We start from the raw sequence: 13,605 nt of genomic DNA, 5'->3' as shown, positions 1-13,605 counted from the left end.
ACAGCGACAACAGGCGCAGCAGGAACATCGAGGTGGCCCGGGCGGCTGGGCGGAGGAGTCGGCGATGGCGGCGGAGCGGCGCCGGGCGGCACGGGTCCTGCTGTTGGACGATGCGGACCGGTTGCTGCTCTTCCGGGGCACTGATCCGGCGGTGCCGGGGGTGTTCTGGTGGTTCACCCCCGGTGGGGGAGTGGAACCGGGTGAGGAACTGTGTGCTGCCGCGTTGCGTGAGCTGGCCGAGGAGACCGGCCTGACCGGGGTGGAGCTCGGACCAGTGGTGGCGTACGACACGGTGTCCTTCTCCTATCTGGAACGGCAGTACGAGCAGGACCAGTGGTTCCATCTGGCTCGTACGCGTGAGACCGGGCTGAGCGTGCCGGCGGCCGCAGCGGCCGAGGAGCACGCCCAGCTGCTGACGGCACGGTGGTGGACGGTGGCGGAGCTCCGGGCGACCGAGGAGACGGTCTACCCGGTCGAGCTGGCCGACCTGGTCGAGCGGTTGCTGACGGACGGCCCGCCAGTCCGACCGGTACGGCTCTGCGGAAGGGCCGGGTGGTCCACAATGGGGTGGACGTATCGAGTTGAGGGGACACCTGGATGAGTGCCGAAGACCTCGAGAAGTACGAGACCGAGATGGAGCTCAAGCTCTATCGGGAGTACCGGGATGTCGTCGGCCTGTTCAAATACGTGATCGAGACCGAGCGGCGTTTCTACCTCACGAACGACTACGAGCTCCAGGTGCACTCGGTGCAGGGTGAGGTCTTCTTCGAGGTGTCGATGGCGGATGCGTGGGTCTGGGACATGTACCGGCCGGCCCGGTTCGTCCGCAAGGTGCGGGTGCTGACCTTCAAGGACGTCAACATCGAGGAACTGGCCAAGAGCGATCTGGAGCTGCCCTCGGACGATGCCTCCTTCGGCAGCTGAGTCTGCGGGACGGCGACGAGGTCGGCCTTGCGAGGAGACGCTCTACCAGCTGGTGCCGCGATGTCCAGAGGTCACCGAAAAAACTTCCCTCAGGGGTGATTCGGTTTTCCACAACCCCTGAGTTATCCACAGAAATCATCAACTCTGGACCGTTTTCGGACTGATACGACAGCCTCCTGGCACGGAGGTGATTGCCGTGCAGAGTTCCAACAACGGTCTCGGCCGCTACGGCGAAGAAGTCGCGGCCCGCTGGCTCACCGAGGGCGGGCTGCGAATCCTGGAGCGCAACTGGCGTTGCGCCGAAGGAGAGCTGGACATCATCGCGCTGGACGGGGACACGATCGCCGTCTGCGAGGTGAAGACCCGCTCCGAGCGGGGGTTCCAGCAGCCGAGCGAGGGCATCGACCAGACCAAGGCCGTTCGACTGCGCCAGCTGGCCGAACGCTGGCTCGGTGAGCGTTGGCCCGAGCACTTCGCCCGCCTCGCCGACGCGGTCCAGTCGTCGGCCGGGCTCCCCGTGCCGATGCCGCCGGAACAGGCCGCCGAGGCCGGCCCGAAGAAGGCACGTTCGGGCAGGGGCAGCCGAGGGGGCAGACAGACCGCTGAGCCGGTCCCGCCGGTCCTCCCGGTACCCCTGCCGCCCGGCGGCGTGCGGATCGACCTGGTCGCCGTGGTCAACCGCCTCAAGGGCGCTGCCCTGGTGGAACACCTGCGCGGGGCGGTCTGAGATGGCATTCGCCCGTACCTGCTCGGTCGCCCTGGTCGGGGTGGACGGAGTCGTGGTGGAGGTGCAGGCCGATCTTGAGCCTGGCCTCGCGACCTTTGCCCTGGTCGGCCTTCCCGACAAGGCGCTGTCCGAGGCCAAGGACCGCGTCCGGGCCGCTGTCGTCAACAGCGGGGAGCCCTGGCCCCAGCGGAAGCTGACGGTCGGTCTGAGTCCGGCTTCGGTCCCCAAGAGTGGCAGCGGCTTTGACCTCGCGGTTGCCTGTGCCGTCCTGGCGGCCGCCGAGCGGCTTGATCCGGCCGCGATCGCGGACCTGCTGATCATCGGGGAGCTGGGTCTCGACGGCAGGGTCCGGCCGGTCCGGGGCGTACTGCCCTCAGTGCTGGCGGCGGCCGACGCCGGCTATCGGCAGGTCATCGTCGCCGAGCAGACGGCGCCAGAGGCCGCGTTGGTCCCGCACGTCTCGGTGCGGGGCGTCCGCAGCCTGCGCCAACTGATCGCGATCCTCACCGGCGCTCCGGAGCCCGAGGAGGAGGCCGGCCACGGTGTCGGCCGCAGGGATCCGGCACTGGCCGGGTTGGTGCTGCCCGGCGCCGGAGTCCGGGGGCTCTCCGCAGAACGCGCCGCCGAACTCGACCTGGCCGATGTGGCAGGCCAGCACCAGGCCCGCCGTGCGCTGGAGATCGCGGCCGCAGGTGGCCATCACCTGTTCCTGAAGGGCCCGCCCGGCGCAGGGAAGACGATGCTGGCCGAGCGACTTCCGGGGCTGCTTCCACCGCTGACCCAGGCCGAGGCCCTGGAAGTGACGGCCGTTCACTCGGTCGCGGGGCTGTTGCCGGCCGACCGGCCGCTGATCGACAGTCCGCCGTACTACGCGCCGCACCACTCGACCACGATGCCCGCGATCGTCGGAGGCGGCAGCGGTCTGCCCCGTCCGGGAGCGGTGTCGCTGGCGCACCGGGGCATCCTGTTCCTCGACGAGGCACCCGAATTCCCGGTACGGGTCCTCGATGCCCTCCGCCAGCCCCTGGAGTCAGGCGAGGTGACCATCGCGCGCTCGGCGGGTTCCGTGCGGTTGCCCGCCCGCTTCCAGCTCTGCCTGGCGGCCAATCCGTGCCCCTGCGGACGCCATTCCCGCCGGGGCGAGGGCTGCGAGTGCACGCCGACCATGGTGAGCCGGTATCAGAGCCGGCTCTCCGGGCCCCTGCTGGACCGGGTCGACCTCCAGGTCCAGGTGGATCCGGTGACCAGGGCGGAGCTGATGGGGCAGGCGAGCCGGGCCGAGGGCACCCGGGAGGTCGGCGCCAGAGTGCTGGCGGCCCGTGAGCGAGCTGCCAAGCGGCTCGACGACACACCCTGGCGGACCAACGCGGAGGTCCCGGGCCACACCCTCCGTACCCGCTGGCGACTGGCCCCGGGCGCCTTGGCCGACGCGGAACGGGACCTGGAGCGCGGCCTGTTGACCGCGCGTGGCCTGGACCGGGTGCTCCGGGTGGCCTGGACGGTGGCTGACCTGGCCGGGCGCGAGCAACCCACCCGCATCGACGTCCGGACGGCCCTGGTGCTTCGCACCGGCGTGCAGCGGGGGCTGCCCGTCCGGGACCCGGCTGTCCACTCCGACGAGGAGCCGGACGCGGACATCGGCGGTGAGTCCTGACCGCGCGATCGGACGGCCGAGCAGGAGGCACCGGCCACGAGATCCGTCCGACTCGGCCGACCCGCCGTCACCGTGGAGGTGCAGGTGAACCGTAGCAACCAGTCCCCGACAGCCCCCGTCAACTCCCGGGCGGCACCGAGGATGCGCCCGTCCACGCCATCGGAGGCGGAGCCGACGCCCCGCCCGGCCGTCGATGCCGAGCGCCGTGCCCGGGCCGCGCTGACCCGTCTGATCGAGCCCGGCGACGCGGTGATCGGCCGGTGGCTGGGCCAGGTCGGCGCATCCACCCTGATCGAGGCCATCCACCGCCGCACCGTCCCCGGCTACCTCGACCTGGACGCCGACCGTCTCGGCGCCTACCGCGCCAGGCTCCCACTGGTCGACGTCGACGCGGACCTGGGACGAGTGGAAGCCGCCGGTGGCCGGTTCATCATTCCGGGCGACATCGAGTGGCCGTCCCAGCTCGACGACCTGGGTGACGGCCGACCGGTCGGCCTCTGGATCCGTGGCACCGGATCACTGCGGATGCTCGCCCTGCGGTCGGTGGCCATGGTGGGCGCCCGAGCCTGCACCGCGTACGGCGCGCACGTCGCGGGTGAGCTCGCGGCCCAACTCGCCGAGCGAGGATGGGTGGTGGTCTCAGGTGCTGCCTACGGCATCGACGCGGCCGCGCACCGGGGTGCGCTCGCGGTCGGCGGCGTCACCCTCGGCGTACTCGCCTGCGGCGTGGACGTGGCCTACCCGGCGGGGAATTCGGAGCTGATCGCCCGGATCGCCGCCCAGGGTCTGCTGCTCAGCGAGCTACCTCCGGGCGAGCACCCGAACAGGTTCCGGTTCGTGCTCCGCAACCGGGTGATAGCCGCACTGACCCGGGGCACCGTGGTGGTCGAGGCCGCCATGCGCAGCGGGGCGCTGAGCACCGCCCGGCGGGCCCGCGACCTGAACCGCCACACCATGGGGGTGGCCGGCCCGGTGACCTCCGAGCTGTCGGCCGGGGTCCACGCGCTGATCCGCAGCGGCGGCGCGACGCTGGTGACGGACGCGGCGGAGATCGGTGAGCTGGTCGGCGCGATCGGGGACGACCTGGCGCCACGCCGGTCCGGCCCGGTACTCCCCAGGGACCTGTTGCCCCCGCCGGTGGCCCGGGTGCTGGAGGCCGTCCCCGCCTCGGCGGAGGGGGCGCCGGTGGACCGACTGGCCCGGGAGGCGGGGCTCTCGCCGGACGAAGTCCTGCAACGGCTCTACGAGTTGGGCTCGCTCGGGTTCGTCGAGAGATGCGGTGCGCACTGGCGGTTGGTGCGCAGTGGCCGCGCCAGGAAGGAGTGACGCCGGGGGTCGGCGAGGGGCACGCCACGCCGGGTGCACCACCGGTTCGAGCGACGACCGAGTGGCGGTAGCACTGTGCAGCGACTCGGTCACGCTACGCTCGCAGTGGCTTCCCTATCAGCACATGACTCGGCAGAACGGCGCAGACCAACGTATGCCCACACACATTCCCGGACACAGGGTTACCGGCGCCCTCCGGTCCTCGGGAGGGCCAGGGCCGGGGGCCGAGGCACGACCCGCCGCCGAGGCGCAGAGCAGAGCGCCAGGCGCGATGGGTGTGACCAGGCAAGCCGGTCGGGTGCGACCCCGCAGTACGACGGAGGAGGCTCCGGTCCAAGCGCCGTCCCGGCCCCCGGCCGCCCGTCGCGAGGGCGAAGCCGCCAAGCCGTCGGCGTCAAGCGCGGTAAGGCCCGCAGGTGACGACCGATCAGCTCTGGAGCTGCTATGGCGGTCGTACAAGGAGACCGGAGACGCCAGACTGCGGGAGCAACTGATCCTGCACTACTCGCCGTTGGTCAAATATGTGGCCGGCCGGGTCGGAGTCGGTCTGCCGGCCAACGTGGAGCAGGCCGACTTCGTCTCCTCCGGTGTGTTCGGTCTGATTGACGCGATCGAGAAGTTCGACATCGAGCGCGCGATCAAGTTCGAGACCTACGCCATCAGCCGGATCCGTGGCGCGATCATCGACGAGCTCCGGGCGCTGGACTGGATCCCGCGCTCCGTCCGGCAGAAGGCCAAGGCGGTGGAGCGCACCTACGCCACCCTCGAGGCCCGGCTGCGCCGGACACCGCACGAGCCCGAGGTGGCGGCCGAGATGGGCATCGCGATCGAGGAGCTGCACGCGATCTTCAGTCAGCTCTCGCTCGCCAACGTGGTGGCCCTGGACGAGTTGCTGCACCCGGCCGGGGAGAGCGGCGACCGGCTCAGTCTGATGGACACCCTGGAGGACACCGGCGCGGACAACCCGGTCGAGGTCGCGGAGGACCGGGAGCTCCGCCGGCTGCTCGCCACCGCGGTCAACACCCTGCCGGAGCGCGAGAAGACCGTGGTCACCCTCTACTACTACGAGGGCCTCACGCTCGCCGAGATCGGCCAGGTGCTCGGTGTGACCGAGAGCAGGGTCAGTCAGATCCACACCAAGTCGGTGATCCAGCTGCGCGCAAAACTCTCCGAGGTCTGCTGAGCCCTGGCCGGCACACCAAGTCGCAGTACCAGGTGGCCGGACCAGAGCGTACGGCGAGGCGAGTGCGCCGGGGTGCTGCATCACACGCCCGGCGATCCCCATGGCGCGGTCCCGGAACTTCGTCGGCCTCCGTACAGTAGGGGCGTGCCGAAAATCCGGGCGGCCACCGTGGCCGAGCATCGTCAGCTGCAGCGCGCAGCGCTCCTCGACGCTGCCCGTACGCTGCTCACCGAGGGGGGCACGGAGGCGATGACCTTCCCCGCGCTGGCTGCGCGGGCCGGCCTCGCGCGCTCCTCGGTGTACGAGTACTTCCGTTCGCGCGCGGCCGTCATCGAGGAGCTGTGCGCGGTCGACTTCCCGCTCTGGGCGGCGGAGATCGAGGCCGGCATGGCCGCCTGCGACACCCCGCACGCCAAGGTCGAGGCCTATGTGCGCGGCCAGCTCGTACTGGCCGCCGACCCTCGGCACCGCGCCGTGGTCGCGATCTCGGCGCTGGAACTCGACGAGGCCGCGCGCGGCCGGATCAGGGCGGCGCACCACGCCTTGGTCGACCTGGTGGTCCAGGCCCTGCAGGAGATCGGGCACGAGCAGCCCCGGGTGGCGGCCGCCCTGCTCCAAGGAGTGGTCGAGGCGGCCGTGCGCCAGGTCGAGCGGGCCGGTGAGGACGGGAGCGGTTCGGTCTCCGACTCCGCCGTCTCGATGGTGCTGCACGGCCTCTGCCCCGCCCACCAACTCGGCGCGGACGCGACGACCCCGAAGGGCGCCACTACCTGAGTCGGGCCTGAGCCTGAGTCACCGGGCCGTCGAACGGCAGCAGCCTCGCCTGGCCGGTCCCCAGCAGGGCCAGCGGATCCAGGTAGCGCTTGCCTCGCAGCAGCCCCCAGTGCAGACACCCCGTGGCGCAGTGTCCGACGCCGGTCGCCAGCACACCGATCGGTTCGCCGCCCGCGACGGCCGTGCCGACCGGCACGCTGCCGGTGACGGGCAGATAGGTGGTGCGCAACGGAGGGCTCCCCGAGGCGGGGTGAGTCACCGTCACCACCGGCCGGCCCGCGACCATCCCGGAGAACGAGATCACCCCGGGCGCGGCGGCCCGGACCGTCGCCCCCACCGAGGCCGCCAGGTCGACACCCCGGTGCCCCGCCGCCCACCGCACCGGCGGCGGGTCGAACCGCTGGAGCAGACTGCCCGGCCCGCCCACCGGCCAGGCCCGCCCGGGCCCCGGGCCAACCGCCGGAGCCCCGGCCATCCCCACCCCCACCACCCCGGACGCCGGACGGGGCGGCAGCCCGACGAACAGCAGTGCGGTGAGCAGCGCGACCAGCAGCACGACCACCCGCCGGTCCGGCGGATGCGGAGGTTGCGGCAGCGGGCCCGCGCCCGGAGCGGCGGCGGCCAGTGGCAGCGGAGCGAGCGGACGGAAGAGAGGAGTGCCCATGCCGAGCAGGCTCCCGACCGCTGCCGTCAGCGACCAGCACCCGCACCCACCCTGTGGACAACCCGGCCCTGGGGACATCGACATTCCCTCACAGGGGTGAATCCGCCGGAGGCCGTCCGCCCACCGGTCAGCGGACGAACCGCCAACCGCAGCCCCCGAAGCCCACCTCCAAGCCCAGCTCCAAGCCCGCCGGAGCCCACCGGAGCCCACCGGGAAGCCCACCCCCAGCACCGCTGACGACGCCCACCCGACCCCGAAAAGCCGGAGTCGCTCCCGGCTCGGGGCTTCCCGTACACTTCACACGCGACCCGGTATGCCCGGGTCGACTTCGCACGCCCCGCCACCGGCGGCAGAGGCCACCCGCAAGGGGAGCCGAGGCCCGCTCGGTGCGAGTGCCGCTCGGTCCGCCGAGCCTGGCGCGGTCAAGTCACCGCACAGGCGCAGGTGGCTCGGCACGTCGGGGCGTCAGGCGTGGCGGTCGCCCGACCGGCACGGGACAACCGAGAACACCTGGCACCCCGGGTCCGTGAGGACCAGGCGCGCCGGGCAGAACACCGAGGAGCACGGCCATGGCCGTCGTCACGATGCGGGAGCTGCTGGAGAGCGGCGTCCACTTCGGTCACCAGACCCGTCGTTGGAACCCGAAGATGAAGCGTTTCATCTTCACGGAGCGCAACGGCATCTACATCATCGACCTCCTGCAGTCGCTGAACTACATCGACCGCGCCTTCGAGTTCGTCAAGGAGACGGTTGCCCACGGCGGCAGCGTCCTCTTCGTCGGCACCAAGAAGCAGGCCCAGGAGGCCATCGCCGAGCAGGCCACCCGCGTGGGCATGCCCTACGTGAACCAGCGCTGGCTCGGCGGCATGCTGACCAACTTCCAGACCGTCTACAAGCGCCTTCAGCGGATGAAGGAGCTCGGCGAGATCGACTTCTCGGATGTGGCCGGTTCCGGTCTCACCAAGAAGGAGCTCCTGGTCCTCGAGCGCGAGCACACCAAGCTCGAGAAGACCCTCGGTGGTATCCGTGACATGCAGCGCGTTCCCAGCGCCGTCTGGATCGTCGACACCAAGAAGGAGCACATCGCGGTTGGTGAGGCACGCAAGCTTCACATCCCGGTCGTCGCGATCCTGGACACCAACTGCGACCCCGACGAGGTCGACTACAAGATCCCCGGCAACGACGACGCGATCCGCTCCGTCACGCTGCTGACCCGCGTCATCGCCGACGCCGTCGCCGAGGGCCTGAAGGCCCGTGCCGGTGTCGCCAAGGGTGACGTCAAGGCCGAGCCGGGTGCCGACCAGCCGCTGGCCGACTGGGAGAAGGACATCCTCGAGGGCGAGCCGAAGGCCGACGAGACCGTCGAGGCCCCCGCCGCCGCCGAGGCCACCGAGGCTGCTGCCGAGACCGTCGAGGCCCCGGCCGCCGAGGTCGAGGCCCCCGCCGCCGAGGCCGAGGCTCCGGCCGTCGAGGCCGAGCAGGCCTGACGTACCAAGGGTGAGGGGCACTCGCCGGTACGACACCGGTAAGTGCCCCTCTCTCCCGTGCCGGGGGCTGAACCCAGCCCGCCAGGCACCTCCCCACGCAGACACGCGAGACGCGAGAAGAGATTCACACCATGGCGAACATCTCCGCCGCGGACGTCAAGAAGCTCCGTGAGCTCACCGGCGCCGGCATGATGGACTGCAAGAAGGCGCTGGACGAGGCCGAGGGCGACGTCCAGAAGGCCGTCGAGCTGCTTCGTATCAAGGGCCAGAAGGGCGTTGCCAAGCGCGAGGGCCGTGACGCCTCCAACGGCGCCGTCGCCGCGCTCATCGCCGAGGGTGCCAAGTCCGGCGTCCTGGTCGAGCTGAACTGCGAGACCGACTTCGTCGCCAAGGGCGGCAAGTTCGTCGAGGTCGCCAACGCGATCGCCGCCCACGTGGCCGCCACCTCCCCGGCCGACCTGGAGGCCGCGCTGGCCTCCGAGATCGCCGCCGGCCAGACCGTCCAGCAGTTCGTGGACGAGGCCAACGCGACCCTGGGCGAGAAGATCGTGTTCCGCCGCTTCGCGCAGTTCGACGGTGACGGCTACGTCGGCGTCTACATGCACAAGTCGGACCCGGACCTCCCGCCGACCATCGGTGTCCTCGTCGAGCTCGACAAGGAGAACGCCGAGGTCGCCAAGGACGTCGCGCAGCACATCGCCGCCTTCGCGCCGAAGTACCTGTCCCGCGAGGACATCCCGGCCGAGGACATCGAGAACGAGCGTCGCGTCGCCGAGGCCACCGCGCGCGAGGAGGGCAAGCCCGAGGCTGCCCTGCCGAAGATCGTCGAGGGTCGCGTCACCGGCTTCGTCAAGGAGAACTCCGTCCTGGAGCAGGCCTTCGCGAAGGACAACAAGAAGTCCGTCGCCAAGGTGCTCGAGGAGAACGGCGTCGCGCTCAAGCGTTTCGCCCGCTTCCGCGTCGGCGCCTGACCCACGTTCCACCGTGCTTCCCGCCTAAGGTAGGAAGCGCCCGGCCGCTCATCAGGGCGGCCAGGAACGCGCCGATCGGGCTCGACCAGCGCCAGGAAGTCAACGGGCGGGCCACGTCGGCACCATGAACGACGAGGAGGCCATTGCCGTGCAGGACACCGTACCGGTTCCCGCGGCAGTGGCCTCCTTGCGTGTACGCGCAGGTCAGGGGCCCGGCAGTGCCCGCCGGAGGCCCCGTCTGTGAACCAGTAGGTGGAGAAGGAGAAGTCCATGACGGAGACGCAGGAGACCGTGCAGGAGAGCAACCGTCGGCGGGTTCTGCTCAAGCTGTCCGGTGAGGCGTTCGCCGGCGGTGGCGGCCTCGGCGTCGACCCGGACGTCGTGCACAAGATCGCGCGGGAGATCGCCACGGTGGTCCGCGGCGGTACCGAGGTGGCCGTGGTCATCGGCGGCGGCAACTTCTTCCGCGGCGCCGAGCTGCAGGTCCGCGGCATGGACCGGGCCCGTTCCGACTACATGGGCATGCTCGGCACCGTGATGAACTGCCTGGCGCTGCAGGACTTCCTGATCAAGGAAGGCATCGAGACCCGGGTCCAGACCGCCATCACGATGGGCCAGGTCGCCGAGCCGTACCTGCCGCTGCGGGCCGTCCGGCACCTGGAGAAGGGGCGCGTGGTCATCTTCGGCGCCGGTATGGGCATGCCCTACTTCTCCACCGACACCACCGCCGTGCAGCGCGCCCTGGAGATCCACGCCGAGGTGCTGCTGATGGGCAAGAACGGCGTCGACGGGGTGTACGACTCGGACCCGCGCACCAACCCCGAGGCGGTCAAGTTCGACTCCCTCGACTACAACGAGGTCATCGCGCGCGACCTCAAGGTGGCCGACCTGACCGCGATCACGCTGTGCAAGGACAACGACCTGCCGATGCTGGTCTTCGAACTGCTGGCGGAGGGCAATATCGCCCGCGCGGTGAACAGTGAGAAGATCGGCACACTCATCAGCCAGGACTCCGCCCGGGCCTGAGCAGTCGTCACCTGAGCAGCAATCAGCCGACCGGGGCAATGCGCCGGCCGGGACCACAGCAGATGAACGGGACAGGGAGCAGACAGTGACCGACGAGATCCTCCTCGAGGCCGAGGAGAAGATGGAGAAGGCCGTCGCGGTCGCCAAGGACGACTTCGCGGCGATCCGCACCGGCCGGGCGCACCCGGCCATGTTCGCCAAGATCTTCGCGGACTACTACGGTGCGCTGACGCCGATCAACCAGCTCGCCTCGTTCTCGGTGCCGGAGCCCCGGATGGCGGTGGTCTCGCCGTTCGACAAGACCGCGCTGAAGACCATCGAGACCGCGATCCGCGACTCCGACCTGGGCGTCAACCCGTCCAACGACGGCTCGATCATCCGCGTGGTGCTGCCGGTCCTCACCGAGGAGCGCCGCCGCGAGTACATCAAGCAGGCCCGTGGCAAGGGCGAGGACGCCAAGATCTCGATCCGGGCGATCCGCCGCAAGGCCAAGGACGCGATCGACAAGCTGGTCAAGGACAGCGAGATCGGCGAGGACGACGGCCGTCGTGCCGAGAAGGAGCTCGACGACACCACGGCGAAGTACGTGACGCAGATCGACGAGCTGCTGAAGCACAAGGAAGCCGAGCTGCTCGAGGTCTGATGCACGACGCTTCCGGGCGCCGGTCCCCGGCGCCCGACTCCTCTGCTGCGGGTGACCTTGGACCCCAAACGGGTCACTCGCAGCAGCTGCCGGTGTACCGACCCGGCCCCTCGGCACAGACTCCTGTCATGCCGCACCACCCGACACCGACGTCCGCCCCAGGGCAGGAGACAGCCGTGGCCCAGCCCGACCAGCAGCCCCGCAAGCAGCGCGGTGGCCGCAATCTGCAGGCCGCGATAGGGGTGGGGCTCGGTCTCGGCGCGGTGATCGTCGCCTCGTTGTTCGTGGTCAAGGTGCTCTTCCTCTTCGTGGTGGCCGCCGCGGTCCTGGTCGGCGTGTGGGAGCTGACCAGCCGGCTGGCCGAGCGCAAGGAGATCAGCACGCCGCTGGTCCCGCTGCTGGCGGGCAGCCTGGCGATGCTTGGCGCCGGCTACTGGGCCGGTCCGCAGTGGGCGGCCGCGGCGCTGGCGCTGACCGGTCTCGCGGTGATGGTCCGGCGGATGAGCGAGCCGCCGGAGAACTACCTGCGCGACATAACGGCAGGCATCTTCACCGCGTTCTACGTGCCGTTCCTGGCCACCTTCGTGGTGATGATGCTGGCGGCGGACGACGGCCCGCGGCGGATCCTGCTGTTCCTGATCGTCACCATCTGCAGTGACACCGGCGCCTACGCGGTCGGCTACAAGTTCGGGAAGAACAAGCTGGCCCCGACCATCAGCCCCGGCAAGACCCGGGAGGGCCTGGCCGGCGGCATCGGGCTGTCGATGATCGCGGGCGCGCTGCTGATGCAGTACGTGATCGACGACGGCACCTGGTGGCAGGGCCTGATCCTCGGCGGCTGCGCGGCGGTCACCGCGACGCTGGGCGACCTGGCCGAGTCGATGATCAAGCGCGACCTGGGCATCAAGGACATGGGGACGCTGCTGCCCGGTCACGGCGGCATCATGGACCGGCTCGACTCGCTGCTGCCGACCGCCCCGGTGGTCTGGCTGCTGCTGGCCGCCTTCGTCGGCGGCTGACGACCGGCCGGCAGCTGCCACCCGGTCGGTCCCGGAGCCCCGGATGCCACGGCATCCGGGGCTTTGTCGATCTGCGACACTTGTTGAACCATGCCTAAGCCCGGAGAACTGACCTTTGTCGCGCCGCGTGGCGCCAAGCCCCCGCGACACCTTGCCGACCTCGCCCCCGCCGACCGCAAGGCGGCCGTCGCCGAGCTGGGCGAGCAGCCGTTCCGCGCCAAGCAGCTGTCGAACCACTACTTCGGGCGGCTCTCGAACGACCCGGGTGCGTGGACGGACATCCCCGCGGCGAGTCGGGAGAAGCTGACGGACGCGCTGCTGCCCGAGCTGATGTCGGTGGTCCGGCACGTCTCCTGCGACGACGACACCACCCGCAAGACGCTGTGGAAGCTGTTCGACGGCACGCTGGTCGAGTCGGTGCTGATGCGCTACCCGGACCGGGTCACCATGTGCATCAGCTCGCAGGCCGGCTGCGGGATGAACTGCCCGTTCTGCGCCACCGGTCAGGCCGGGCTGACCCGGAACCTCTCCACCGCCGAGATCGTCGAGCAGATCGCGGCCGGGATGCGCTCGCTGAAGGCCGGCGAGATCCCCGGCGGCGAGGCGCGGCTGTCCAACGTGGTCTTCATGGGCATGGGCGAGCCGCTGGCCAACTACAACCGGGTGCTGGCCTCGATCCGGCGCCTGACCGACCCGGCGCCCGACGGCTTCGGCCTCTCCCAGCGCGGCATCACGGTCTCCACCGTCGGCTTGGTCCCGGCGATGAACCGGCTCGCGGACGAGGGCCTGTCCTGCCGCCTGGCGCTCTCCCTGCACGCCCCGGACGACGAGCTCCGCGACGAGCTGGTGCCGGTGAACACCCGGTGGAAGGTCGCCGAGGTGCTGGACGCCGCGTGGAACTACGCCGAGCAGTCCGGCCGGCGGATCTCCATCGAGTACGCGCTGATCAAGGACATCAACGACCAGGCGTGGCGGGCCGACCTGCTCGGCCGGTTGATCAAGAACCACCGGGTGCACGTCAACCTGATCCCGCTGAACCCGACGCCCGGCTCGAAGTGGACCGCCTCGCGCCCCGAGGACGAGCGGGAGTTCGTCCGGCGGCTGCAGTCGCACGGGGTGCCGACCACGGTCCGGGACACCCGGGGCCAGGAGATCGACGGCGCCTGCGGCCAGCTGGCCGCCGCAGGGTGAACTGACGGTATGACAG

14 protein-coding genes are annotated in these 13,605 nt (G+C 70.6%); 13 read left to right on the top strand and 1 reads right to left on the bottom strand.

All coding sequences use genetic code 11. The features are described 5' to 3' along the window. Positions 1 to 64: 64 nt before the first annotated feature. The 7 genes from ACIRPK_RS25270 (at position 65) to ACIRPK_RS25240 (ending at position 6,588) form a co-directional block, all read left to right on the top strand. Entirely contained in the window at positions 65 to 601 is a 537-nt protein-coding gene (locus tag ACIRPK_RS25270; protein WP_403041962.1) for an NUDIX hydrolase, read from the top strand. Next, a complete protein-coding gene (locus ACIRPK_RS25265; protein WP_145793704.1) occupies positions 598 to 924 on the top strand; it encodes a DUF2469 domain-containing protein in 327 nt (108 codons plus the stop codon). The genes ACIRPK_RS25270 and ACIRPK_RS25265 overlap by 4 nt, the downstream gene beginning before the upstream one ends. 196 nt (positions 925 to 1,120) lie before the next feature. Then, positions 1,121 to 1,651, top strand: coding sequence for a YraN family protein (locus tag ACIRPK_RS25260; protein WP_403041960.1), 531 nt, complete (start codon positions 1,121 to 1,123; stop codon positions 1,649 to 1,651). Between the two features lies 1 nt (position 1,652). Further along, on the top strand, positions 1,653 to 3,305 hold the full coding sequence (locus ACIRPK_RS25255; RefSeq protein ID WP_403041958.1) for a YifB family Mg chelatase-like AAA ATPase: 1,653 nt from the start codon (positions 1,653 to 1,655) through the stop codon (positions 3,303 to 3,305). Between the two features lie 141 nt (positions 3,306 to 3,446). Further along, the gene (gene dprA / locus ACIRPK_RS25250; protein WP_403042107.1) at positions 3,447 to 4,631 is read left to right on the top strand and encodes a DNA-processing protein DprA; all 1,185 of its coding nucleotides are present in this window, start codon (positions 3,447 to 3,449) and stop codon (positions 4,629 to 4,631) included. Between the two features lie 298 nt (positions 4,632 to 4,929). Further along, positions 4,930 to 5,814 carry an RNA polymerase sigma factor WhiG gene (gene whiG, locus ACIRPK_RS25245; RefSeq protein WP_403041957.1) on the top strand — a complete coding sequence of 295 codons (885 nt, stop codon included), beginning with the start codon at positions 4,930 to 4,932 and terminating at the stop codon, positions 5,812 to 5,814. A 144-nt stretch (positions 5,815 to 5,958) separates the two neighbouring features. Beyond that, on the top strand, positions 5,959 to 6,588 hold the full coding sequence (locus tag ACIRPK_RS25240; RefSeq protein ID WP_403041955.1) for a TetR/AcrR family transcriptional regulator: 630 nt from the start codon (positions 5,959 to 5,961) through the stop codon (positions 6,586 to 6,588). Here the strand turns inward: ACIRPK_RS25240 and ACIRPK_RS25235 are convergent. Continuing rightward, positions 6,581 to 7,252 (bottom strand): murein hydrolase activator EnvC family protein, encoded by a 672-nt coding sequence (locus ACIRPK_RS25235; RefSeq protein WP_403041954.1) that lies wholly within the window; start codon positions 7,250 to 7,252, stop codon positions 6,581 to 6,583. The genes ACIRPK_RS25240 and ACIRPK_RS25235 overlap by 8 nt on opposite strands. A gap of 569 nt (positions 7,253 to 7,821) precedes the next feature. Here ACIRPK_RS25235 and rpsB point away from each other — a divergent pair. The 6 genes from rpsB (at position 7,822) to rlmN (ending at position 13,589) form a co-directional block, all read left to right on the top strand. Beyond that, entirely contained in the window at positions 7,822 to 8,739 is a 918-nt protein-coding gene (gene rpsB, locus ACIRPK_RS25230; RefSeq protein WP_403041952.1) for a 30S ribosomal protein S2, read from the top strand. A gap of 131 nt (positions 8,740 to 8,870) precedes the next feature. Then, positions 8,871 to 9,710 carry a translation elongation factor Ts gene (gene tsf / locus ACIRPK_RS25225; RefSeq protein ID WP_403041951.1) on the top strand — a complete coding sequence of 280 codons (840 nt, stop codon included), beginning with the start codon at positions 8,871 to 8,873 and terminating at the stop codon, positions 9,708 to 9,710. Positions 9,711 to 9,980: 270 nt separating this feature from the next. Then, a complete protein-coding gene (gene pyrH / locus ACIRPK_RS25220; RefSeq protein ID WP_403041950.1) occupies positions 9,981 to 10,736 on the top strand; it encodes a UMP kinase in 756 nt (251 codons plus the stop codon). An 85-nt stretch (positions 10,737 to 10,821) separates the two neighbouring features. Then, on the top strand, positions 10,822 to 11,379 hold the full coding sequence (frr, locus tag ACIRPK_RS25215; protein WP_403041949.1) for a ribosome recycling factor: 558 nt from the start codon (positions 10,822 to 10,824) through the stop codon (positions 11,377 to 11,379). Continuing rightward, positions 11,379 to 12,398: a phosphatidate cytidylyltransferase gene (locus ACIRPK_RS25210; RefSeq protein ID WP_403041947.1), complete on the top strand. Its 1,020-nt coding sequence runs from the start codon at positions 11,379 to 11,381 to the stop codon at positions 12,396 to 12,398. Before frr ends, ACIRPK_RS25210 begins: the two co-directional genes overlap by 1 nt. Before the next feature lie 90 nt (positions 12,399 to 12,488). Then, a complete protein-coding gene (gene rlmN / locus ACIRPK_RS25205; RefSeq protein ID WP_403041946.1) occupies positions 12,489 to 13,589 on the top strand; it encodes a 23S rRNA (adenine(2503)-C(2))-methyltransferase RlmN in 1,101 nt (366 codons plus the stop codon). The last annotated feature ends 16 nt before the right edge of the window (positions 13,590 to 13,605 follow it).

It is taken from the genome of Kitasatospora sp. NPDC101801 (assembly GCF_044766665.1).
In the GTDB taxonomy this organism is placed as follows: domain Bacteria; phylum Actinomycetota; class Actinomycetes; order Streptomycetales; family Streptomycetaceae; genus Kitasatospora.
This window is presented reverse-complemented; position numbering and strand designations above follow the sequence as displayed.